This is a genomic window from Synechococcus sp. JA-2-3B'a(2-13) (genome assembly GCF_000013225.1).
GTDB lineage: Bacteria > Cyanobacteriota > Cyanobacteriia > Thermostichales > Thermostichaceae > Thermostichus.
In genome coordinates this window covers 1,246,057-1,267,699 of sequence record NC_007776.1, presented here as the reverse complement: position 1 = coordinate 1,267,699, position 21,643 = coordinate 1,246,057, and the positions used below count along the sequence as shown (strand labels likewise).

23 protein-coding genes, 1 pseudogene and 1 other annotated feature are annotated in these 21,643 nt (G+C 58.2%); of the genes and pseudogenes, 11 read left to right on the top strand and 13 right to left on the bottom strand.

Going from position 1 to position 21,643, the window contains the following annotated elements; translation table 11 throughout:
• The first annotated feature begins 45 nt into the window (after positions 1-45).
• The gene (locus CYB_RS15370; RefSeq protein ID WP_011432853.1) at positions 46-282 is read left to right on the top strand and encodes a hypothetical protein; all 237 of its coding nucleotides are present in this window, start codon (positions 46-48) and stop codon (positions 280-282) included.
• A gap of 57 nt (positions 283-339) precedes the next feature.
• Here the strand turns inward: CYB_RS15370 and rplL are convergent, their stop codons facing one another.
• The 10 genes from rplL to CYB_RS05770 form a co-directional block, all read right to left on the bottom strand.
• Positions 340-750, bottom strand: coding sequence for a 50S ribosomal protein L7/L12 (gene rplL / locus CYB_RS05815; RefSeq protein WP_011432852.1), 411 nt, complete (start codon positions 748-750; stop codon positions 340-342).
• Between the two features lie 65 nt (positions 751-815).
• Complete coding sequence (rplJ, locus tag CYB_RS05810) at positions 816-1,379, bottom strand: 50S ribosomal protein L10 (protein WP_011432851.1); 564 nt, start codon at positions 1,377-1,379, stop codon at positions 816-818.
• A 59-nt stretch (positions 1,380-1,438) separates the two neighbouring features.
• Positions 1,439-1,598: a sequence feature (ribosomal protein L10 leader region), on the bottom strand.
• Positions 1,599-1,677: 79 nt separating this feature from the next.
• Positions 1,678-2,388, bottom strand: coding sequence for a 50S ribosomal protein L1 (rplA, locus tag CYB_RS05805; RefSeq protein ID WP_011432850.1), 711 nt, complete (start codon positions 2,386-2,388; stop codon positions 1,678-1,680).
• Between the two features lie 106 nt (positions 2,389-2,494).
• On the bottom strand, positions 2,495-2,920 hold the full coding sequence (gene rplK, locus CYB_RS05800) for a 50S ribosomal protein L11 (protein WP_011432849.1): 426 nt from the start codon (positions 2,918-2,920) through the stop codon (positions 2,495-2,497).
• 9 nt (positions 2,921-2,929) lie between these two features.
• Complete coding sequence (gene nusG / locus CYB_RS05795) at positions 2,930-3,595, bottom strand: transcription termination/antitermination protein NusG (protein WP_011432848.1); 666 nt, start codon at positions 3,593-3,595, stop codon at positions 2,930-2,932.
• A 62-nt stretch (positions 3,596-3,657) separates the two neighbouring features.
• Positions 3,658-3,930 (bottom strand): preprotein translocase subunit SecE, encoded by a 273-nt coding sequence (secE, locus tag CYB_RS05790; protein ID WP_011432847.1) that lies wholly within the window; start codon positions 3,928-3,930, stop codon positions 3,658-3,660.
• Positions 3,931-4,033: 103 nt separating this feature from the next.
• A complete protein-coding gene (locus CYB_RS05785) occupies positions 4,034-4,411 on the bottom strand; it encodes a hypothetical protein (protein ID WP_011432846.1) in 378 nt (125 codons plus the stop codon).
• Positions 4,412-4,414: 3 nt separating this feature from the next.
• Entirely contained in the window at positions 4,415-5,170 is a 756-nt protein-coding gene (gene trmD / locus CYB_RS05780; protein WP_011432845.1) for a tRNA (guanosine(37)-N1)-methyltransferase TrmD, read from the bottom strand.
• Between the two features lie 5 nt (positions 5,171-5,175).
• Positions 5,176-5,574, bottom strand: a complete 399-nt coding sequence (locus CYB_RS05775) for a hypothetical protein (RefSeq protein WP_011432844.1) — start codon at positions 5,572-5,574, stop codon at positions 5,176-5,178.
• A gap of 150 nt (positions 5,575-5,724) precedes the next feature.
• Positions 5,725-5,919 (bottom strand): hypothetical protein, encoded by a 195-nt coding sequence (locus CYB_RS05770; protein WP_041436399.1) that lies wholly within the window; start codon positions 5,917-5,919, stop codon positions 5,725-5,727.
• 100 nt (positions 5,920-6,019) lie between these two features.
• Here CYB_RS05770 and CYB_RS05765 point away from each other — a divergent pair, with 100 nt between their 5' ends.
• From CYB_RS05765 to CYB_RS05745, 5 genes and pseudogenes are all read left to right on the top strand, one after another.
• A complete protein-coding gene (locus tag CYB_RS05765) occupies positions 6,020-7,204 on the top strand; it encodes a 5-(carboxyamino)imidazole ribonucleotide synthase (RefSeq protein WP_011432842.1) in 1,185 nt (394 codons plus the stop codon).
• Positions 7,201-7,650, top strand: coding sequence for a hypothetical protein (locus CYB_RS05760; protein WP_011432841.1), 450 nt, complete (start codon positions 7,201-7,203; stop codon positions 7,648-7,650). Before CYB_RS05765 ends, CYB_RS05760 begins: the two co-directional genes overlap by 4 nt.
• Before the next feature lie 6 nt (positions 7,651-7,656).
• A complete protein-coding gene (gene rimI / locus CYB_RS05755) occupies positions 7,657-8,190 on the top strand; it encodes a ribosomal protein S18-alanine N-acetyltransferase (protein WP_011432840.1) in 534 nt (177 codons plus the stop codon).
• A gap of 547 nt (positions 8,191-8,737) precedes the next feature.
• Positions 8,738-10,324, top strand: a complete 1,587-nt coding sequence (locus tag CYB_RS05750) for a mechanosensitive ion channel (protein ID WP_148202712.1) — start codon at positions 8,738-8,740, stop codon at positions 10,322-10,324.
• A 2-nt stretch (positions 10,325-10,326) separates the two neighbouring features.
• Positions 10,327-10,929, top strand: a pseudogene (locus tag CYB_RS05745) (zinc ribbon domain-containing protein); the annotation flags it as partial.
• Between the two features lie 93 nt (positions 10,930-11,022).
• Here the strand turns inward: CYB_RS05745 and cydB are convergent.
• A complete protein-coding gene (gene cydB / locus CYB_RS05740; RefSeq protein ID WP_011432837.1) occupies positions 11,023-12,072 on the bottom strand; it encodes a cytochrome d ubiquinol oxidase subunit II in 1,050 nt (349 codons plus the stop codon).
• 193 nt (positions 12,073-12,265) lie between these two features.
• Positions 12,266-13,699 carry a cytochrome ubiquinol oxidase subunit I gene (locus CYB_RS05735; RefSeq protein WP_041436395.1) on the bottom strand — a complete coding sequence of 478 codons (1,434 nt, stop codon included), beginning with the start codon at positions 13,697-13,699 and terminating at the stop codon, positions 12,266-12,268.
• Between the two features lie 474 nt (positions 13,700-14,173).
• Here CYB_RS05735 and mfd point away from each other — a divergent pair, with 474 nt between their 5' ends.
• The 3 genes from mfd to CYB_RS05720 all read left to right on the top strand — a co-directional run bounded on the left by mfd (position 14,174) and on the right by CYB_RS05720 (position 19,485).
• Positions 14,174-17,650: a transcription-repair coupling factor gene (gene mfd, locus CYB_RS05730; protein ID WP_011432835.1), complete on the top strand. Its 3,477-nt coding sequence runs from the start codon at positions 14,174-14,176 to the stop codon at positions 17,648-17,650.
• Between the two features lie 120 nt (positions 17,651-17,770).
• Positions 17,771-18,706: an ABC transporter ATP-binding protein gene (locus CYB_RS05725; protein WP_011432834.1), complete on the top strand. Its 936-nt coding sequence runs from the start codon at positions 17,771-17,773 to the stop codon at positions 18,704-18,706.
• Complete coding sequence (locus tag CYB_RS05720; protein ID WP_148202711.1) at positions 18,703-19,485, top strand: ABC transporter permease; 783 nt, start codon at positions 18,703-18,705, stop codon at positions 19,483-19,485. Before CYB_RS05725 ends, CYB_RS05720 begins: the two co-directional genes overlap by 4 nt.
• An 18-nt stretch (positions 19,486-19,503) precedes the next feature.
• Here the strand turns inward: CYB_RS05720 and CYB_RS05715 are convergent, their stop codons facing one another.
• Positions 19,504-20,037: a TM2 domain-containing protein gene (locus tag CYB_RS05715; protein ID WP_011432832.1), complete on the bottom strand. Its 534-nt coding sequence runs from the start codon at positions 20,035-20,037 to the stop codon at positions 19,504-19,506.
• Between the two features lie 219 nt (positions 20,038-20,256).
• Here CYB_RS05715 and CYB_RS05710 point away from each other — a divergent pair, with 219 nt between their 5' ends.
• Positions 20,257-20,559 (top strand): hypothetical protein, encoded by a 303-nt coding sequence (locus CYB_RS05710; protein WP_187147267.1) that lies wholly within the window; start codon positions 20,257-20,259, stop codon positions 20,557-20,559.
• A gap of 80 nt (positions 20,560-20,639) precedes the next feature.
• Entirely contained in the window at positions 20,640-21,614 is a 975-nt protein-coding gene (locus CYB_RS05705) for an ABC transporter permease (protein ID WP_011432830.1), read from the top strand.
• The last annotated feature ends 29 nt before the right edge of the window (positions 21,615-21,643 follow it).

The window sequence follows — 21,643 nt, the reverse complement described above, 5'->3', positions numbered from 1 at the left end:
CTCCTGCGATTTCTAGCTGAGAGTATCATCGCCTTCGATCGGCAGGTGACCCTTGAGGATCAACGGGTTCTGGAAAGCACCGACTATGACGTTCCCCTCGATATCAAGGCGGAGCAGCACATGTTTACCGATAAACCCAGCATCGTCATGCGTCGCAAGCTGGCTGCCCTCTTGAAAGCTCACGGAGAGGTGGAAGCGCGGCGGAGCAGGGATCCTGAACTCACGCCAATGGTCGGGCAGACCCAAAAGAGGGGCCGAAGCAGCCCCCCTTCTTGGGTTTGAGTGTCTCGATTGGATTTCTCGTTAGACCAGAAAGAAGCGCTTTCCCCGTAACTTGAACTACTTGATCTTGACGGTAGCGCCGGCTTCTTCCAGCTTCTTCTTGATGTCGTTGGCTTCCTCTTTGGCAACCCCTTCTTTGACGGGTTTGGGAGCCGCCTCGACCAGATCTTTGGCATCCTTCAGACCCAAGCCGGTCAACTCGCGCACCACCTTGAGGATGGCGATCTTCTTGTCGGCTGGCACAGCCTCGAGGATGACATCAAAGGCAGTTTGCTCTTCCACCGGCTCAGGGGCTGCCGCCGGAGCTGCCGCAGCCGCTGCCACAGGAGCTGCCATGACCATGCCGCCGGCTGGGGCTGCTGCACTGACGCCAAAGGTTTCCTCGATGGCTTTCACCAGCTCGGAAGCTTCCAGCAAGCTCAAGGCTTTCAACTCTTCCAAAATCTTTGCAACGCGCTCTGAAGGCATGATGGTTTCTCCTTAAGGGGTAATGGAATGGATGACATAGGTTTGGGCTGATGAACCGAAGCCCTTTAGGCAGCCTCCTTGTCGGCAATGGCCCGGATGGCCCGCCCCAGAGAGGCTGGGATCTCGTGGATACCGCGCGCCACTTGCGTGGGCACAGCATTGAGCCCGACCGCCAGGCCGGTGGCCACCGACTTGAGGCTGCCCGCCACTTGGGCCATGAGCACTTCCTTGGGCGGTAGCTCGGCGATGGCCTTGGCCTGCTCCAAGGTCAGGGATAGCCCTTCAATGCCAGCACCGCGGAACTCGGTTTTCTTGGTTTGCTTGGCAAAATCTTGATACGCCTTCAGGGCGGCTGAAATATCGCCCCGAATCAAGATAAAGGCCGTCGGCCCCGCCAAAAAGGGAATGATCCCTGCCCAAGCTTTTTGGTCGGCGATGGCTCGCCGCATCAGGGTATTCTTAACAACCATGCAAACCGAATCCGACTTGCGCAGCTCTGCCCGCAGTTGGTCCATCTCCGCAACGGTCAGCCCCTTGTAGTCGATCACCAGCACCATTTGGCTGGCCTGCAGCAGGGATCGGACTTTATCGACGATCTCCGCTTTCTTCGCTAAAGGTTGCTTGCCCATGCGCTCACCTCCTTTGTTGTCAATGGTCACCCAGGGTTGAACGGGTGGTGAATCTGGGTTCTACCAAACAGAATGCGCCCCAGCCGTGGCCGAGACGCATGGAGATAAGCGCACCATCAAAAGCGATCCAAGAAGGGATCCCTTTGAACTTCGCTCAAACCTCGGCAGGACATTAAGCCCGCGGGCACCTGCTGTCTTCGGCTTGCTATTCGACTGGGGAAAGATGTTCTGCCGGGATCCTCCTCCAAATTACACTCACTCAAACCCTTTTCAACCCATCGCAGCGCCGAAGCCAGGCTTAGGTCGCCAACTTCAGCTCCCGCAGGGCATTGATATCAACCTCAATAGAGGGCCCCATTGTAGCAGAAACGTGTAGGGTTCGCCAATACTTGCCCTTGGCTCCAGAGGGACGGTTGCGATCGATGGACTCCTGCACTGCCTTTAGGTTCTCCAGCAGAGCTTCGACGGGGAACTTGCACTTGCCGAAGATCAAATGCACAATGCCGGTGCGATCCGCCCGGTACTCCAGCTTGCCGGCCTTGAACTCCTTAATCGCTTGGGCCAGATCCATGGTTACCGTTCCCCCCTTGGGAGAGGGCATGAGGCCGCGCGGCCCCAACAGCCGCCCCAGCTTGGCCACTTGGGGCATCACATCGGGGGTGGCGATCAGAAGGTCAAAATCCATCATGCCCTTGCTGATTTCCTCGATCAGGTCTTCATAGCCAACCCGATCCGCCCCTGCATTTTGGGCCTCCACCACTTTCTCGCCACGGGCAATCACCGCCACCCGGATCTCTTGGCCGGTGCCCCTGGGCAAGACTACAGTGGTGCGCAGTTGTTGGTCGGCGTACTTGGGGTCAATCCCCAGGCGGATGTGAACCTCTGCCGCCTCCTCAAATTTGGCGGTGGCCGTCTCTTTCATCAGGGCCAAAGCGGCTTCGGGAGCATAGGCAATGGGCTTCACCTTCTCCCGCAAAGCCTGCATACGTTTGGAAAGCTTTCGAGCCATCGTTTCTCCTCGGGGTACTGGCGAGAACTTCTCTCCCCCACAGTGGTTTGCTAGAACAACTTTTTCAAGACCGTGAACACCTCAGATAGGGCAAGGGATCCCTCCATCAATCCACCACCGTCACCCCCATGCTGCGAGCAGTTCCGGCAATAATTTTCATGGCCGCCTCCACATCGTGGGCATTCAAATCCGGCAGCTTCTGCTCGGCGATCTGGCGCAGTTGAGCTCGGGTCAGGGATCCCACCTTGGTTTTGTGGGGCTCGCTGGAGCCAGACTCAATGCCCAGAGCCTTCTTGATCAACACCGAAGCCGGCGGCGTCTTGAGGACGAAGGTAAAGCTGCGATCCTCGAAGATGGAGATTTCAACAGGCACCACCATCCCGGCCTGATCCGCCGTCTTGGCGTTGTACTCCTTACAAAAGGCCATGATGTTGACCCCGTGTTGACCCAAGGCTGGGCCAATGGGGGGAGCGGGGGTGGCCTTGCCCGCCTGAATGGCCAACTTGACCACGGCCACCAACTTCTTAGCCATGAAACGCAGTTACACCTCTTTTCGCACTTGACCAAACTCTAATTCTACCGGGGTATCGCGCCCGAAAATCGAGATCAACGCCTTGAGCTTGCCCCGTTCTGGGCTGACTTCCACCACCTCGCCGTAGAAACCTTGGAAGGGGCCGGACAGCACCTCGATGCGATCCCCAGGGGCCATGTCGATTTTGAGGGGCACTTCCTCCACCTCGACGCTGCTGAAGATGCGCTGGACTTCGCTTTGGCTGAGGGGACGCGGTGTAACATGCCCCCGACCGCGACCGTAGGCCCGCTTTTCTTCGGTGCCGACAAAGTTGATCACATTGGGGGTTGTTTTCACCACCATCCAAGTGTCGTCGTTCATGTCCATGCGCACCAGGACATAGCCGGGAAAAATCTTCTCCTCTTGCTCCTGGCGCTTGCCGGATCGATCCAGCTTGAAGCCCGTCCGCTTCGGGATCACCACCTCGACAATTTGATCCGCCACATCCAAAGCAGCCGCCCGTTGCATCAGGGTGCTCTTCACTTTGTTCTCGCAGCCGGAAGCCACCTGCACGGCGTACCAGCGCAGGTTACGACGCTCTTGACCTTCCCCCTCGTCCGGTTCCGGGATCGCGTCTGCAGGCTCAAAGTGCTCCACACGGCCCCCACGACGTTTTCGCTGCTGCTCTGGCCTCATCACCTCACATCCTCCCTGTAGCCATCCTTGAACATGACTCTCTTGCCCCTCAGGACAGAACATCACAAGAACAGCTGAGTGGCTACCCAAGCAAACACTTGATCGACCAGGTAGATGAAGGAAGCAAAAGCCAACACAATCAGTAAGACCCCTACCGACTCGCCGATCAATTGCCGGCGGCTCGGCCAAACAATCTTGCTTAATTCTGTGCGGGTCTCTTGAATAAAACCCGGGATCCCTTTGGGTGCGGTGGAACTGTCTTTGGAGTGACCCCGGCTGGCGGGATCCAAACGCTGCTCCGTATCGGCTTTGCTGGAGGGGGTGCTCTTAACCACGGCGGTGTTCTCCTAATGGATCCCGAAAACGGTGTACCGCATTTCAGCAGGCACGGGATCGGCTTTGCGATCCTAACAGATTTACCGGGAATGGGATCCAACCTTAGGGAGTGGGGGTGGGCTCAGGTGCCAAGGAACCGGGAGAAAGCGGGAGGGAGCGGCGGCGGGATTGGTTAAATTGCTCCACAGCAGCATCAACGCTGGCCTTGCCGTCCCAGCGGGAAGCAGCATTCTGGCGGGAGAGGAAGTCGGCAGCCCGGAAGAGATCGTTGACGTTGATGCTGGTGCCATCGAACAGAGGGGGATTGCTGTCGCGGCGAATGGCATCGTTGACACTTCCGCTTTGGGCCAGGGCCACCCCAGAACCGCTCAGAACCGAGCTCAAGGCCATTCCCACCAGAAGCAGCACTGGGGGCGAGGGGATCCCACGCCAGCAGACGGGCGATGGATTCAGGAGACGGTTGAGAAGCTTGCCGAGCATGATTTATTTCTCCACATCGTTCACGCCAGGGTGCTGCTCCGCCAACCCCTCTGCCAACAACTGTTGCTCTTCGGCGGTCAAGGGGCGCTTGGCCAACAGGTCTGGCCGCCTTTGCCAGGTTCGAACCAACTGCTGCTGCAGACGCCAACGGGCAATGGCTTGATGGTCGCCTGAGAGGAGCACCGGCGGCACCTTGTGCCCCTGAAACTCTGCCGGGCGGGTGTATTGAGGATAGTCCAACAGCCCCGCCTGGAAGCTTTCGCTCTTTAACGAGTCTACCTTGCCCACAGTGCCCGGCAAGAGCCGCACCACGCCGTTGATCAGGGCCAGCGCCGGAATTTCCCCCCCGGTCAGGACAAAATCCCCCAGCGACACCTCGCGGGTGGCCAGGTATTGGCGGATGCGTTCGTCAAAGCCTTCGTACTGGCCACACAGCAGGATCAGTTGCGCTTTCTGGGCCAGCTCCTGCAGCAGCGCCTGGTTCAGCGGTTGCCCCTGGGGCGTCAGCAGAATGATCTCGCAGGGATCCAACCGGGGCAGGGAGGCGACAGCAGCGAAGAAAGGCTCTGGCTTGAGCACCATGCCCACCCCACCCCCGTAGGGCTCATCATCGACACGGCGGTGCTTATCGGTGGCGAAGTCGCGTGGATTGGTGCAGTGGACTTCGGCGATCCCCTGCTGTAGGGCTTTGCCCACCAGCCCAATGCGCAGCGGCGTTTCAAAAAATTCGGGGAAAAGGGTAAGGATATCGAACCGCACAGGACTCAGGACGAGGTGCGCAACCGCTCCAAATCCAGGCGCAAGGACTCGATCTGGTGGATCAGCTCCATCAACTCAGCCATCTCTTCTCTGGAGATAGCCGGCTTGTTGGGGGAGGAAGCTGGTGTCGGGGGAGCAGTCTCGACAGGCGCTTCAGAGTCAGGACTTGCCGAGGGGGCGTTGGCGGCTGGATCCCTGAGACTCTCAACGTAACGAATTGCCTCCTGCTCGATCAACTCTCCCTTTTGCTCCAGCTCTGCCGCCAGTTGGCCCAAGTCCATCGAAAGGCGGTTGAGGTTTTCGGTGCGCTTTTCCGGGTCTTGCAGGATTTCCACCAGAGCAGTGGCCGTGCCGTAAAAAATGTGGCGAGCCCGCGTGAACCAATCTGAAGAGTGAGAACTCATGGCAGCAGAAAGAGGTGGGTTGTGGATTATTCTAGGCGATCCACCCGACGGGATGAGCCCAAGGATACAAGCAGAATACCCGGCGTTCGAGGACAGACTGGAGTCTAGTTCTCCAAAGTCTTGAGGGCAATCTCAACCTGAAGACAGGGTTTAATCGACGGCGCGGATCTCGCCGCTGTTCAGGCGCTCCACAACCGACTCCAGCAGCTCGTGCTCTTCTGGGGAAATTTCTTGATCGGCCATGACGGCACTGAGAATCTGCTGTTGCTCGGCGCGAGTCAAGACTTTGTCCGCCAAAGCCCGGTTGATTAGAGCTCTCAGCTCAGAGGGTTGAGAGGGTTCCACCGTTTTTCTCCTAGCGCTGGAGGGCAAGGGATCCCATAATGGGGTTCTGGATCCCAGAAGCAATGGACAGCGGCCCACCACCCAGTATAACGGTACGGCTGTGGAAACCCAGGTATCCTCAAAAGACCAGAGATCCCAACCTGTGGGGGTGATTGGCGGCGGGCAGTTGGCGCAGATGTTGGCCTTGGCAGCTCGCCAGATGGGGATCCCGCTGGTGGTGCAGGCTGCTGCTCCCACCGATCCGGCGGTGGCAGTGGCCGATGGGGTGGTTTGGGGATCCACAGCCGACAGCCAGGCCACGGCCCAGTTGTTGGAGCGCTGCCCGGTGGTTACTTTTGAAAACGAGTTTATCCCTCTGCCGGAGCTGAAAAAACTGGATCCGGAGGGATCCCGCTTTCGTCCCAGCCTCAGCACGCTAGAGCCGCTGCTGGACAAGTTGCACCAACGGCAGTTCCTGGCGCGGTTGGGGTTGCCGGTGCCGACTTTTTTTCCGCTGGAGGCGGTGTTGGATTCGGCAGACCTGGCTGGACTGGGCTTTCCGGTGGTGCTCAAGCGACGGCGGCAGGGCTACGATGGGCAGGGCACCCGCATCTTGCACGAGCGAGCGGCTTTGCAGCAGGCCCTTAGCCAATCTGAGGGGATCCCGCTATTGCTGGAGGAATGGATCCCGTTCGAGCGGGAGCTGGCGGTGATGGTAGCGCGGGGGCTGAAGGGAGAGATCCGGGTTTACCCGGTGGTGGAAACTGTGCAGATTGAGCAAATCTGCCGCCACGTCCTGGTGCCTGCCCGCATCCCCCCAACCACCGAGGCGGAGATCCGGCGCTTAGCAGCCGATCTGATGGAAAAATTGGGTGCAGTTGGCGTGTTTGGCATCGAGCTGTTCTGGGTGCCGCCGCCCCACCCCAAGGCCGGGATCTGGATCAACGAAATCTCGCCGCGGGTCCACAATTCCGGCCACTACACCCTAGAAGCCTGCCGCACCTCACAATTCGAGCAACACCTGCGGGCCATCCTCGGCCTGCCCTTGGGGGATCCCTCCCTCAAGTGTGGGGGGGCAGTGATGGTGAACCTCTTGGGCTATGAGCATTCCACCGGCGATTACCCAGAAAAGCGGCAGCGCCTGGCCCAGCTCCCCAATGCCACGGTGCATTGGTACCACAAAACCCCTGCCCGCCCAGGGCGGAAACTGGGCCATGTAACCGTCTGTCTGCCGACTGCTCCCTCTCCTTTCGAAGCAGCAGCCCTTGTCCGCACCCTCGAATCCCTCTGGTACCCCCAGCCATGAGCCAAGTGTCGGATCCCTCCTTCTCCCCAGACATTCAAGCCCTGATCCAGGCCATGCAACGGCGGGATGTGCCCGCGGTAGCCCAGCAGGTCAACCGCCTCTCCCCCCAAGAGCGCCCCGCCGTGTTGACCCCTGCCCTTCGATACCTCGCCGAGGTGGATCCCGCCAGCGCCCAGTGGTTTGTTCGCCACCTCATGGCCCCTGCGGTCAAAGCGCAACTGCGAGAAGGGATCCTCAAAGCCGCCCAAGACTACCTACAGGAAGCCGGCTTCACCGAAGGGATCGACTACGAACTCAAGCCTGTTCTCGAAAGCGGTGCGGAGCACCATCCCCAATCGGGGGGCAACATCTTGAGCATCAGCCGCAGAGCCTTGCCCTACGCGGCTCCCGATGACGATCCCTTGGGGCAGTTGTTGTTGGCGGAATTCTGCGAATTGCGAGACTAGGCCACCATGAGCGGTACGAGTTATCGGCTGCAGCTGTTGGACATCACTGCCCTGCCCCAACTGCTGGAGCTGGATCGGCGGTGCTATGGGGGATACTGGGGAGAACAGGGATATCGAGCGGAGCTGGAACGACCCACAAGCACGGTGATTGGGGTAGTGGCGGAACCCGCTGCCGTTGGCGCTTCGTGTGGCTCGGGCCGAGCCGAGTTTCCCCTTCCCTCTCCAAACCCCACTTCGCCGACGCAGGTGACAAAAGAGCTGGTGGGCTTCGGCATTCTCTGGCGCATTGAAGAAGAAGCACATATCATCTCTCTGGCGGTGGATCCCGAGCACCGGCAACAGGGCTTGGGCCGGCGGATTCTGGAAGAACTGCTGAACCAAGCGAGAGCAGCAGGCTGCCGCTGGGCCACTCTGGAGGTAAAGGCTTCCAATCAAGCGGCAATCCGCCTGTACGAATCGGCAGGGTTTCAACGGCTGGGACGTCGCAAGGGGTATTACAACGGAGAAGATGCGCTGGTGTATTGGAAGAAACCGATTTAGAAGGCTATCAATTGTAAATTGAAGAACTGCAAACGTATTTCGGGATACACCTTAGGCCAGACAGTGAGCAAGCCAATAGGCTAAGCATATCAAGGCTACAGGGGATCCAACCCATTGACCGAGTGTCGATTGCCCGTTTGATTCTTTATATAGGTCATCAAAATGCTCTCATTCTGTGGATGCAAACTGCCCGCTGCAGTTCCTCCCAGCAACACTGACTCTAGCCAATGCAGCCGCATCCATCGCACAACAGAGATCCTGACTTAATCTACAAAGCTCCTGCTCGGTGGGGAAAAGCTATAATCTGCGGTATCAACAACTTGAATTCGATCCTTGCCGTTCGATGGCCCATCGGAGCTTTGACTGATGGCTGGAGCCCTTGGGTTAATAGAATGTGAAGTTTTATTTCGAGATCCGATATTTCTGCCTCAATATATATTTTTCATATCATATTCCCCCTTTGGCCAACTTGCCTGAAAAAACACTTCAGGTTAACCTACACTTGTTATCTGTCCATCCTGAGCATTTTCAAGCTGTGAGGATCATTATGGACACCTCTGGAAACACCATTGGAGATGAGGCCATCTCTTTTGTCGTCAGTCTTTGGTCTAGGCTTATCGATTTTATGCCCAATCTCCTTGCGGCGATTGCCATCTTAATTCTGGGTTGGATAGTGGCCACGGCAGTAGCCTTCGGCATCAGAGGACTTCTCAAGAGGACGCAACTGGACAATCGCTTGGCTGCTTGGGTTTTGGGCCAAAAGCCCGGCGAGAAGCTGCCCCAAACGGAGCGCTGGGTGGCCGCTGCCGTCTACTGGGTGATTCTTGCTTTTGTGTTGGTGGCGGTACTGAATGCCCTGCAGCTTCAAGCTGTCTCCGATCCGCTCAACAGGTTTTTGGGGGAAATCTTCGTTTATCTGCCACGGGTGGGTGGGGCGCTGGTGCTGCTGGCTGTGGGCTGGGTGGTGGCCACTGTTGCTCGGCTGGCGGTCATCCAGGGGCTGCGGCGTTTCAACCTCGATGAGCAGTTGGCCCGGCCTCTGCAACAGGAAAGCACTGCCGGTGAGGCAGGTGCAGAAGGAACCCCAACCGGCCAAGAGGGAGGTACAGAGGTCACCCCTTTCCTGCTGAATGAAACTTTGGGCAATGCCCTTTACTGGCTGATTCTGCTGTTCTTTTTGCCGATCATCCTGGATACCCTGAACCTGCAGGGGCCGCTGCAGCCGGTGCAAAACCTGCTGGATCAGTTGCTGTCGATGGTGCCGCGGATTTTGGGAGCGCTGATCATCGGTGCAGTGGGCTGGTTTTTGGCCCGCATCGTGCGTGGGATCGTCTCCAATTTGTTGGTGGCAGCAGGGGCAAATCGGTTGGGGGCACGCTTTGGCGTTCCCCAGTTGGCCCAGATCGTCGGGACGGTGGTGTATGTCTTGGTGTTGATCCCGGCGGTGATTGCGGCGCTGAATGCCTTGGAAATTCGGGCCATCTCCGATCCGGCGGTGGCGATGCTGGAGCAGGTGTTGCGGGCCATTCCCTTGATCGCGGGATCCGCTTTGATCCTGGCCGTCTTTTACTTGCTGGGGCAATTTTTGGCCAGCTTGGTAACCCAGTTGCTGCAGGCGGTGGGTTTTGACCGTCTGGTCGCGGGGCTGGGCTTGCCCCTGGCCGCTGCTCCTGAGCCTGAAGGGGATCCCGCTGCCAAACGTCGCACTCCCTCCGAGATCGCCGGCTTGGTGGTCTGGGTAGGCGTGGTCTTGTTTGGGGCGGTGCCGGCAGTGGAGTTGCTGCAGTTTGCCGCCCTAACCGACATTGTGCAGGGGCTGTTGCTGATTTCCGGTCGGGTGCTCATCGGCGCCCTGGTGTTTGGGATCGGTCTTTATTTGGCCAATTTGGCCCACTCTATGATCAAGAGCTTGGGTAGCCCTTCCTCAGGGGTACTGGCCCAGGCGGCGCGGGTGGCTATCTTGGTTTTTGTTGGCGCCATGGCCCTGCAGCAGATGGGCGTGGCCACCGACATTGTGGTGTTGGCTTTTGGTCTGGTTCTGGGGGCGATTGCCGTGGCGGTGGCGTTGGCTTTTGGGTTGGGAGGTCGCGATGTAGCTGCCGAGCAGATCCGGCAATGGCTCAAGAGAGAGTGAGAGCAGGTTTTGTAGATATCGCCAAGGGGGACTTTGGTAGAATCGCTCGGCTGTGCTACCACCTAGACGATCTGCAATCTAGGCTGAGCAAAGCGCCGAGGCCCAAGCGTAGGCGAATGCGGCAAGCGGCGTTTCGTCTGCGGGAGAGAATCAGGAACTTGGTGGACGAGTGCCATCGCAAGGTAGCGGCGTTCCTGACGGATAACTACCGATTGATATTTCTCCCCACTTTCGAGTCAGCCAAGATGGTTGCCAAGGCGGGGAGGAAGTTTGGTAGTAAGACAGCAAGGGCGATGCTCACCTGGGCGCACTATCGGTTCAAGCAGTTCCTGAGGTTCCAAGCCAAAAAGAAAAACGTGGTCGTCGTGGAAGTATCGGAAGCGTACACCAGCAAAACCTGTACCAGGTGCGGGCACATCCACACCAAGTTGGGTGGCGCAAAGGTGTTTAGATGCCCAAAGTGCAGCCATAGGCTACCACGAGATTGGCAAGGCGCTCTGGGTGTTATGCTCAGAGCTTTGCGGGATACCGCCTTTCTGTTCGGAAACGGACAGAATGCTATCGCTTCACCGTTGAGCAGTAATGCTCAGCAGTGTTCAGCGTAAATGTATCAGCCTTTCTCTGTAGACGTTCGATTGCACCTAAAAAATTGCCCCGCCCATCACCGGGCGGGGTTATTGCTGCATCCTCAGGCCAGCTTAAACTGCCTCTGGAACTTTGGCCTCTTCCGCCGCCACTTCCTGCACCACGATCTTGCCCCGGAACACCACGTAGTTGTAGATGTTGTAGGACAAGATAACCGGGATCAGAAAGCCAATAAAGGTGAGCATAAACACCAGCGAGCTGGGGGAGGCTGCCGCTTCGTAGATGGTGACGCTGGGGGGGATGATGTTGGGGAAGACCATGAACCCCAAGCCGATAAAAGAAAGCGCAAAGATCAAAAAAGTGTAAACCAAAACGCTATTTTCTTCCCGCCGGCGCAGGCTGCGCAGCAACAACGCCACCAACAAAAGTCCCAGAACTGGGATGGCAGCAAAGATGTAGAAAAGGGGGGGCGAGAAAAGCTGAGCACGCGCCTGCTCGGACATGATAGGAGTGCTGATGGTGATAAACACTGCCCCCAGTAAAGTTGTCCAGGTGGCGATGGTTGCCGTCTTGTAGTAGGTTTCCTGAAGCTCGCCGGTGGTCTTAACGATTAGGTAGGCTGAGCCGATTAACACATAGCCCTGGATCAAAGTAAGAGCCACCAACAGCGTGCGCCAGGTCAGCCAATCCCAGGGGCTGCCGGCAAAGTGGCCGGCTTCGTCCACGCGGATCCCTTCGAAGACGCTGCCCAAGGCAAATCCCTGGCCCAAGGCTGCCAAAAAGCTGCCCACTCCAAAGGCTAGGTTCCACACCAACTTGTTGTCGGCGTTTTCCCGAAACTCGAAGGAAACGGCCCGCAAGATCAGGCCCACCACCATGATCACCAAGGGTATGTAGAGGGCATTGAGAATGGTGGCGTAGGCGAGAGGAAAAGATCCAAATAGGGATCCCCCCATCAACACCAGCCACGTCTCGTTGGCATCCCAAACATTGCCCAAGCTGGTCATGAGAATGCTGCGCCGCGTCTCGCTGGAGGCCGTCAGGGAGAGGATACCAACTCCCAGATCAAACCCGTCCAGCAGAACGTAGAGAAATAGGAATAGGCCCAGGATAAAAAACCAAACCTGGGGCAGAAACCGCTGTAAAGGCTCAAAAGATTCCATCGCTGTTCCCTCTGCTTTGAGTATTTCTGACCAGTGCGAGACAGTTCCCGATGGCGATCCCCAGTCCCTCTCCCTCCAGGGAAGGGAAGTTGGGAGTTGACGTAGCGAAGGGTTTCACTGCTGTGGGGAATGGGCCTGCTACGTTGCCCTGTTGCTACTTGGAGTCACCAGTTAGATGGCTACCAAACTGCTGCTACCGAGCTTCTGCAGGACGGCGATCTGGCTCGTGGCGGGCAGGCTCGACCACGATCACCGGCTGCGTTGCCGGGGCAGGAGCGGGCAACTCCAGGTTGGGCCCTTTGCGGATGATGCGGCTGCCAAAGTAGAGAGCGGCAACGAAGAACACAGTGTACAACGCGGTCAGGCCAACCAGAGAAAACAGCACTTCTCCTGCCGGCAGGGGCGAAACCGATTCCACCGTGCGCAGTTGTCCATACACAATCCAGGGCTGCCGACCCACACAGCGGACGATCCAACCGGTTTCAACGGCGATGTATCCCAGGGGTGCTGCGAAGATCCAAGCTCTCATCAGCCACTTTTGCTGAGAAAGGGCCTCCACTGAGAGCTTGCCCCTCAGCCATTGCACAAGGGTAACTCCGACAAGCCCGGCTAGGAGGAGGCCAATGGCCACCATTGTCCTAAAGGAGTAGTAGATGAGGCCAACCATGTGGGGACGATTTTGGGGATCCCAGCTTTTGAGCCCTTGAATGGGTCGATCCAGCCTGGGTTTGAACTCCAGCAGATAGCCCAGCGCGCCAGGGATCTTCACCTCCCACTCGTTGCGCTCTTCGCGGTCGTTGGGCACAGCCAACAGGCTCCAGTCCGCCCGCTCACCGGCGGGGATCGTCTCCCACTGGGCCTCCATGGCCGCCAGCTTGGCCGGCTGATAGCGATACACTTGCTCTGCGCTCAAATGGCCGATATACACCTGCAGGGGGGCAACCACCAGGGCCATCGCCAAGACCACTTTGAGGGAGCGGGAGAAGAACTCGCTGTGCCGCCGCTTGAGAATGTACCAGGCACTGATGCCACCGATAACAAACAAAGAGGTTTCCAAGGTGGCAAAAAACATGTGCAGAAAGCTGTTGACCATGAAGGGGTTGACAATAGCTTGCAGGTAGTCCCGCACCACAAATTTCCCATCGACGAACACGCCACCTGCCGGCGTCTGCAGCCAAGAGTTGGCCGTCAGGATCCAAAAGGTGGATAAGTTGGCGCCAAAGGCCACCAGGATCGTCGAGATCCAGTGAATCACCGGCGGGACGCGCTCCCAGCCGAACAGCATGATCCCCAGAAAGCTGGCCTCCAGCATAAAGGCCATCGTGCCCTCAAAGCCCAGGATGGTTCCAAAGAAGTCCCCCACTGCTTCGGAAAAAGGTGCCCAGTTCATGCCAAACTGAAAAGCCATTGGCAAGCCTGAGGCCACGCCAATACCGAAGTTCAACACATAGAGTTTTGACCAGAAACGGGCGTGGCGGTAGTAATCTAAGTTGCGGGTTTTCAGCCAAAGCCCCTCAATCACAACAAGATAAATGGCCATTCCTGTTGTTAAGACCGGCCACAACATGTGAAAAATGGCCGTGAGGGCAAACTGTAGACGAGAAAGGGCAACGGTATCTAGAAACATGATTTGTACCAAGCTTAGATGAATTGGCCAATACAGCTTTTTCCGACAACATCCTCTGCAGTTGATGCAGCTACACCTCTTGCATGAAAAACATCTTGCTCCCTAGCAGACATCAGATGAGGCCGGGAAAGCCGCGCTTTGTGGTTCCTTCTAACATCGAATCTTGGCTAAGACAATCGACAAGCCGTCCGACTCTAAAGGTTAATTTTAGGATTCTGTGAGATATAGACCTTTTTTTGTAATTTGGACTACAAAGCAAAAAGCCCTCTGTGAACCTAGCGGCCAAAAACTGGCAGGCCATTGACATAGGGTTCTGGTTTTCTTCGTCTTTAAACAACAAAACTGTTGTCCCAATAGATCGAGGAGCAATTCCCAGCAAGGGAGGACTTCCGGTTTACAGAGCCGGCAGACGGCTGCTGATCGTCCCCGGAGCCTGCCAGAATTGGGATCCCAGTTTGCAGGGTGGGGTGGAAGATGTCGTTTATTCCGCTGGTGCGCTTTCTGGCCCAATCTGGCTTGATGCAAGAGTTGGCCGCCCGGTTGAGATCACGGCGACAGGCAGATCTGCAGGGGGCAGGGCGGATCCCGAAGGGGTTGATCGCCTCGGCTTTGGCCCAGCAGGAGGGAAGATCCCTGCTGGTGGTCACTGCCACGCTGGAAGAAGCGGGCCGGTGGACAGCGCAATTGGAGGGCATGGGCTGGGAGAGTGTGCAGCTCTACCCTACTTCAGAGGCTTCCCCTTACGAACCTTTTGACCTGGAACCGGAGCTGGTGTGGGGTCAGTTTCAGGTGCTGGCCGATTGCCTCCAGGGGAAGAAGGGCATGGCCATTGTGGCGACAGAGCGGGCCCTCCAACCCCACCTCCCTCCCCCAGAGGTGTTGCGGGCCTTTTGTCTCCAGCTGGAACCCGGCTTGGAGATGTTTCCCCAGCAACTGGGGCAGCAGTTGACCCGTCTGGGCTACCAGCGGGTGAGTCTGGTGGAAAGCGAGGGGCAGTGGAGCCAAAGGGGCGACATTCTCGACGTTTTCCCGGTGGCCTGCGAATGGCCGGTGCGCCTAGAGTGGTTTGGCAACGAGCTGGAGCGGCTGCGGGAGTTTGACCCAGTCAGCCAGCGCTCCCAAGATGGGATCCCCCACGTCTGGCTGACCCCCACTGGCTACGGACCCATCCTCTGGCCGGCTCTGCAGGAAAAAGCCGATCAGCTCTCCCAGGGCCTACGGCAGCAGTTGGAGCAGTCGCCCACCCCCCCGGAGGGCTTGCGCCGTTTTCTTGGCCTACTCTACGATCCGCCAGCCAACCTGCTGAGCTATCTGGATCCCGAGGCTTTGATCCTGATCGACGAGCCGGAGCAGTGCCAAGCCCACAGCCAGCAGTGGCTCTACCACGCCCAAGAACAGTGGAAACAGGCCCAGGTTGCGGAGCCGGCTCTGCAGCCCTTTCACCGCCCCTTCGATCTCCATGCTCCCGACTGGGATCCCTTCCCCTGCCTGTTGGCCCGCACCTTTGCCCCTGCTGGCGAAGCCGAAGCTGCCCTTGACCTAAAAAGCCGGCCTGTGCCTACTGCTCCCCACCAGTTTGGATCCCTGGCCAAAACCCTGCGCGAGTACCGCAAGCAGCAGTTGCAGGTGTGGATCCTCTCTGCCCAGCCCTCCCGCACCGTGGCCCTGCTGCAGGAACACGACTGCCCGGCCCAGTACGTGCCCAATCCCAAAGACTTCCCGGCCATCGAGCGCCAGCTACAGTCCTACACCCCAGTGGCCCTCAAGTATTCCGGCCTGGCCGAGCTGGAGGGGGTTCTCCTGCCCACCTTGGGGTGGGTGGTGCTCACCGACCGCGAGTTTTTCGGCCAACACAGCCTGGCCACCCCCACCTATGTGCGCAAGCGCCGCCAGGCCAGCTCCCGCCAGGTGGATCCCAACCTGCTCAAGCCGGGGGATTTTGTTGTCCACAAGGCGCATGGCATCGGCCAATTCCTGCGCCTGGAAACCCTCACCATTGGGGGCGAAACCCGCGAGTACCTGGTTATTCAATACAGCGATGGCCTGTTGCGGGTGGCTGCCGACCAGGTCAACTCCCTTTCCCGCTACCGCGCCAGCGGGGATGGACCACCTGCCCTGCACAAGATGTCCGGCAGCACCTGGGAAAAGACCAAACAGAAGGTGAAAAAGAGCCTGCGAAAAGTGGCCTTTGACCTGCTGCAGCTCTATGCCAAACGCGCCGAACAGGAGGGCTATGCCTTCCCGCCCGATTCTCCTTGGCAACAGGAGCTGGAAGATTCTTTCCCCTATCCCCTGACGCCGGATCAACTCCGAGCTGTCCAGGAGATCAAGCGGGATATGGAATCTCCACGCCCTATGGATCGGCTGCTGTGTGGGGACGTGGGCTTTGGCAAAACGGAAGTGGCCATCCGCGCCATTTTCAAGGCCGTAACCGCCGGCAAGCAAGTGGCTCTTTTGGCGCCAACCACCATTCTTACCCAGCAGCACTACCACACCCTCAAAGAGCGCTTTGCTCCCTATCCTATTCAAGTGGGCTTGCTCAACCGCTTCCGCACCTCGGAGGAGAAAAAAGAAATCCTATCCCGTCTCAAGAGTGGCGAACTGGATGTTGTGGTGGGCACCCACCAGCTTTTGGGCAAGGATGTGCAATTTCGGGATTTAGGCCTTTTGGTTATTGACGAAGAGCAGCGCTTTGGCGTCAACCAAAAAGAGAAAATCAAACTTCTCAAAACCCAGGTGGATGTACTCACCCTCACCGCCACCCCTATTCCCCGCACTCTGTATATGGCCTTGTCGGGTTTGCGGGAAATGAGCTTGATCCAAACTCCGCCTCCTTCCCGCCGGCCTATCAAAACTTACCTTTCTCCCTACAACCCCGAAGTCATCCGCACGGCTATCCGCCAAGAGTTGGATCGCGGCGGTCAAGTCTTCTATGTCGTCAACCGCATTGAAGGCATCGAAGAAGCCAGCGCCAAATTGCGGGAATGGGTGCCCGGCGCCCGCATTGCCATTGCCCACGGGCAGATGCCGGAAGGGGAGCTAGAGGCAACGATGCTGGCTTTTAACAATGGGGAAATCGATATCCTGGTCTGCACGACGATTATCGAATCCGGTTTGGATATTCCCCGCGTCAACACCATTTTGATTGAAAATGCTCAGGAGTTTGGATTGGCTCAGCTATACCAGCTGCGGGGGCGGGTGGGCCGGGCTGGGATCCAAGCCCATGCTTGGCTGTTTTACCGAGAAGACGGGATCCTCACCGAGGAGGCCCGCAAACGCCTACAGGCCATTCAGGAATTTACCCAACTGGGATCCGGCTATCAGTTGGCAATGCGGGATATGGAAATTCGCGGCATTGGCAACCTGCTGGGAACGGAACAATCCGGGCAAGTCAATGCGGTGGGCTTCGATCTTTACCTGGAAATGTTGCAAGAAGCCATTCGAGAAATTCGCGGCCAGGAGATCCCACAGGTGGAGGACACGCAAATCGACCTGAATGTTACCGCCATGATCCCGCAAAGCTATATCCCCGACGAAGATCAAAAGATGCAGGCTTATCGACACCTGGCTGCTGCCGGCTCTCGGGTCGAGCTGTTGCAAATTGCCCAAGAATGGCAAGACCGCTTTGGCCCCCTGCCCAAGCCTACCCAGGAGCTGCTGCGGGTGATGGAGCTGAAGATCCTGGCCCGCACCCTGGGCTTTTCCCGCATCAAACCGGCCAAAGAGCATGTGCTTTTGGAAACCCCCATGGAGGAGCCGGCTTGGAATCGCCTGAAAGAGGCTCTGCCCACTCACCTGCAGCCTCGCTTTGTCTACCAACCGGGCAAGGTGACGGTGCGAGGGCTGGGGATGGTGCCGGCGGCGCAGCAACTGGAGAACCTTTTGCAGTGGCTGGACAAGATGAGCCTGGCCCTGAGCCGGATGGAGGCTGGGATCCCAATGACCCCCTAGATCTTGCCGGATCCCTCTCGAGGCGGGCCCATGCTCTGGTGTGAGAGAGTGGAATGGCCGGCCCTCCTCTCTTCAGCGCTCCTTTTTGCATCGGCTTCGCGTTTGCATCGGGTTCGCGTCATGAAAGTTCTAGAAGCTCACCACCTCCAAAAAACCTACCGGCAAGGAGGCAGGGAGGTGCGGGCGGTGGTGGATGTCTCCCTGACGCTGGCAGCAGGGGAGATCCTGGCTTTTTTGGGGCCCAACGGGGCCGGCAAGACCACCACCATTAAGATGATTGCCGGCCTGATCCAACCCGACGCGGGCACAGTGTGCGTTCTCGGACGGGATCCCCACAGGGATCCTGGCACATTGGCCCAAGTAGGGGCGGTGCTGGAAGGCAACCGCAACCTCTACTGGCGGATGACCCCCCTACAGAACCTGGAGTACTTCGGTGTGCTGCGGGGGCTATCCCCCAGAACCGCTCGGCAACGGGGGCTAGAGCTCCTGGAGACCTTTGGCCTGTGGGAAAAGCGGGATGTTGCCGTGCAAACCCTTTCGCGGGGCATGCAGCAGAAGGTGGCCATTGCCGTCGCCCTCCTGCATCAACCGGCCCTGTTGCTGCTGGATGAGCCCACCCTGGGGTTGGATGTGGAATCGGCGCAAGCGGTGAAATCCCTGATCCGCCAAATTGCCGCTTCGGGTCGAGCCATCTTGCTCACCACCCATCAACTGGATATTGCGGAAGCGCTCTCGGATCAGGTAGCCGTTATTCGACAAGGGGTGATCATCGCCCAAGCCCCCACGGGAGAGTTGATCCGGCACTTTGCCGGCGCCGTCGGTACTTACCGGATCGAGCTGGAACAGGGGCTGGATCCCTGGAGGTTTGAACAACTGGCCCGCCAAGGGGTGGAGATTCTCGGATCCCATCGGGTGCGGTTCAGCGGCCCGCCAGAGATGCTCTATCAGGTGCTGGAGATCTTGAAGCCTTTGCCCTTGCTCAGCCTCAAACGAGAGGAAGCCGATCTCACCCATATTTTCCTCGAGTTGTTGAAAAGGGGAGAGGGGCAAGGATGATGCCGGTGATACACCTGTTTTGGGCTGAACTAAAGCGGGCCTGGATCCAGTACATTCGCTATCCGGCGGAGGCCCTGGGCGGGATCCTGATCACCACGTTCTTCTTCTATGCCCTCTTTGCCGGCGCCCAATATGTGGCAGGGCCTGCCTCCCAATTTGGCAAACGGCTGGACGCGGTGGTGATCGGCTATGTGCTCTGGACGCTGGTCATTTTTGTGGTGAACGACATCGCCCTCAACCTGCAGGTGGAAGCCCAGACAGGCACCTTGGAGCAGGTGTTGCTCTCGCCATTTTCGGCAGCCACTCTCTTCTTGGCACGGGCTTGTGCCAGCTTGGTGTTGCGCTTTTCCATTGTCGTCGTCATTCTGGGCGTCATCTTATTGCTGACGGGCAGCCGGTTGCGGTTTCCCCCTGCTCTGGTGTTGCCTTTGGTGAGCGTGGTGCTGGGGGCCTACGGCTTCTCGTTTTTGCTGGGATCCGCCGCTCTGATTTGGAAGCGAATTCAGCAGCTTTTGATCATCAGCCAATTCGGCCTGCTTTTCCTGTTGGCTGCTCCCACGGAAGAATGGCCGGGATCCCTGAGGTGGCTAGGGCAAAGTCTGCCCATGACGGCGGGGGCTGGGCTGCTGCGAGACGTGATGGTGCGGGAGGCGGGCTTGGATCCCGTGCGGCTGATCATGGCTCTGACCAGCGGCGTTTTCTACTTCGGCCTGGGCTTGCTGACCTTTCGCCGGGCGGTTCGGGCAGCCAAGCGCCGAGGGATCCTGGGATCCCAGTAGAGGTCTGCAGGAGGGCATCTAGAGCGAACGTTGGTTGGGGGAGCGGTGCAGCAGGTGAGGGAAGTGGTATTCTACCGCTCCAGTGACCGGGTTGTTTTCGGGGAAAGCCATGCTCCGCCGGCTCAGCTCTTGCAGCGCCTTTTCAATTTCGTCAAAGTCGGCAGGTAAGTCGATAGCTATCTCCGCAAGGGTGAGGATCCCTTGCCGCTGTTGGGCTAGCCGCAGGATCTCCCGCATCAGAGCTTGACCTTTGAGGGGCTGAGGAGGTGCTGAGGTGTTTTTTGAGGAAGCTGGGGATGGGGAGGGTCGGGATCCCTGCAGGACGGCCAGCTTGAAGTTGTAGTTCTCCACCATGCCTGGGATCAAAAACAGGTCAATTAACTGGCCAAAGCCCAGCAGGCCAAAGGTGAACAGCCAGAGGATGCCTGTTCCAGTCTTGCCCAGGTAGAAGCGATGGACGCCACAGATCCCGAAGATGCCCAACGCCCAGAGGATATAGGCAGTACCGACAGACTTGGGTTCAGCGGGGGGCAGCAGGTAGCGAGAACTCATGGGGATTTGACGAGATAACTCCGAGCGGGTACTTCCAGTTTGTCATCTCCTGGCCTGGACGGGCAGAAGAGAACCGGCGTGATCTCTGCAAGCAAGCTGGGATCCCTTCTACGCTCTTGTCTGAGGGAGGGCAGCCTCAACGGGAAAACAACCGGAATAATGAGATCCAAGTCCCCCAGGCTCAAAGAACTCCGTCTCCCGCTCACGCAAGCAGTGGACATGCCTATAGAAGGCAAGGGAAAGTCGATGTTTGAGCCAATTTTAATCGGGTTGAGCGCTGTGCTCTGGGGCCTCCTCTGGGGCTACGCTACACTGCTGGTTGTGCTGGTGAACTTTAAGGAGCAAGGATCGGTTTACGCCTACCCTATGCAGGCGGTGCTGGATCGCTTTGTCGAATCCTTGGGGCTGGGCTGGCTTAAGGATCTGCATGCCCTGCAACTGAGGCCGCTGCGCCGGATCAGCTATGCTCTGTTTGGTGCCGTCACCCTAGGGGTGGCTTTCATGCTCTGGGTGTTGGGGTGAGGCGATGACCAGATCGACAGGCGCATTCCCGCAGCAACTGCAAATGCGTTAACCCAACCCGAGTTCTCGACAGGCTCATAATGACCGCTGCCCAACTGGTTGCTATTCTCTCCACTGCCATTGCCACCGCTACACCGGTGGTCTTCGCCTGTGTGGGGGAAACCATTACCGAGCGGGCAGGGGTGATCAACCTCTCCGCAGAGGGGACGATCATGCTGGCGGCCATGGTTGGGTTCGCCGTGGCCAAGCTGACGGGAAGTCTGGCGTTGGGCTTTTTGGCTGCCGCCGCGGTGGGAGCGCTGTTTGCTGGGATCGTGGCCTTTGGCTCGCTGACCCTGAAGGGATCCCAAATTGCCATTGGTTTCGTCTTGACCCTATTGGGGGCGGATTTGTCTTCCTTTTTGGGCAATCCGTTCGTGCGGATCCCAGGGCCAACGGTGCCCAGTCTGCCCATCCCCTTCCTGAGAGAGGTGCCGCTGCTGGGGCCACTCCTGTTCCAAGGGGATCTGTTGCTGTACGCCAGCTACGCGCTCATCGGGGGAACTTGGTTCTTTTTGTATCGCACTCAGCCTGGCCTGATGTTGCGGGCTATGGGAGAACAGCCGGCGGCGGCTTTTGCCCGCGGCACCAATGTCATTTTCTGGCGCTATGTTTACACCCTTGTGGGGGGATCCCTATTGGGCTTGGCGGGGGCTGCCTTTTCTCTGGATTTCAAGGCCGGCTGGAGCCACCGACATACAGCAGGGTATGGCTGGATTGCTTTGGCCATCGTCATCTTCGGTGGCTGGAACCCCTTGCGGGTAGCCCTGGGGGCCTACCTGTTCGGCATTTTGCAGTCCTTTGCCGGAGTTGCCCAGACTACCATCCGCGCCGTGCCCACCCAAGTTTTTACGGTGGCCCCCTTCGTGTTGATGATTTTGGTGTTGGTGCTCACTTCTGGGGAATGGTGGGAGTGCGGCTTGCGCGGGATCCCACCTCGGCTGCGGCGCTGGATCCAGCAGGCGGTGAAGGCCACTCCGCCGGCAGCTCTGGGGCAGCCGTTTGAACCGGGCTAGAGGTTGCTTCCGGCACTGCGGCTTGGGGG

Coding starts and splice junctions, on each gene's coding strand:
- rplL (WP_011432852.1), bottom strand. CDS start 750: ATGCCTTCAGAGCGCGTTGCAAAGATTTTGGAAGAGTTGAAAGCCTTG.
- rplJ (WP_011432851.1), bottom strand. CDS start 1,379: ATGGGCAAGCAACCTTTAGCGAAGAAAGCGGAGATCGTCGATAAAGTC.
- rplA (WP_011432850.1), bottom strand. CDS start 2,388: ATGGCTCGAAAGCTTTCCAAACGTATGCAGGCTTTGCGGGAGAAGGTG.
- rplK (WP_011432849.1), bottom strand. CDS start 2,920: ATGGCTAAGAAGTTGGTGGCCGTGGTCAAGTTGGCCATTCAGGCGGGC.
- nusG (WP_011432848.1), bottom strand. CDS start 3,595: ATGAGGCCAGAGCAGCAGCGAAAACGTCGTGGGGGCCGTGTGGAGCAC.
- CYB_RS05785 (WP_011432846.1), bottom strand. CDS start 4,411: ATGCTCGGCAAGCTTCTCAACCGTCTCCTGAATCCATCGCCCGTCTGC.
- CYB_RS05775 (WP_011432844.1), bottom strand. CDS start 5,574: ATGAGTTCTCACTCTTCAGATTGGTTCACGCGGGCTCGCCACATTTTT.
- CYB_RS05760 (WP_011432841.1), top strand. CDS start 7,201: ATGAGCCAAGTGTCGGATCCCTCCTTCTCCCCAGACATTCAAGCCCTG.
- rimI (WP_011432840.1), top strand. CDS start 7,657: ATGAGCGGTACGAGTTATCGGCTGCAGCTGTTGGACATCACTGCCCTG.
- CYB_RS05750 (WP_148202712.1), top strand. CDS start 8,738: ATGGACACCTCTGGAAACACCATTGGAGATGAGGCCATCTCTTTTGTC.
- cydB (WP_011432837.1), bottom strand. CDS start 12,072: ATGGAATCTTTTGAGCCTTTACAGCGGTTTCTGCCCCAGGTTTGGTTT.
- CYB_RS05735 (WP_041436395.1), bottom strand. CDS start 13,699: ATGTTTCTAGATACCGTTGCCCTTTCTCGTCTACAGTTTGCCCTCACG.
- mfd (WP_011432835.1), top strand. CDS start 14,174: ATGTCGTTTATTCCGCTGGTGCGCTTTCTGGCCCAATCTGGCTTGATG.
- CYB_RS05725 (WP_011432834.1), top strand. CDS start 17,771: ATGAAAGTTCTAGAAGCTCACCACCTCCAAAAAACCTACCGGCAAGGA.
- CYB_RS05720 (WP_148202711.1), top strand. CDS start 18,703: ATGATGCCGGTGATACACCTGTTTTGGGCTGAACTAAAGCGGGCCTGG.
- CYB_RS05715 (WP_011432832.1), bottom strand. CDS start 20,037: ATGAGTTCTCGCTACCTGCTGCCCCCCGCTGAACCCAAGTCTGTCGGT.
- CYB_RS05710 (WP_187147267.1), top strand. CDS start 20,257: ATGCCTATAGAAGGCAAGGGAAAGTCGATGTTTGAGCCAATTTTAATC.
- CYB_RS05705 (WP_011432830.1), top strand. CDS start 20,640: ATGACCGCTGCCCAACTGGTTGCTATTCTCTCCACTGCCATTGCCACC.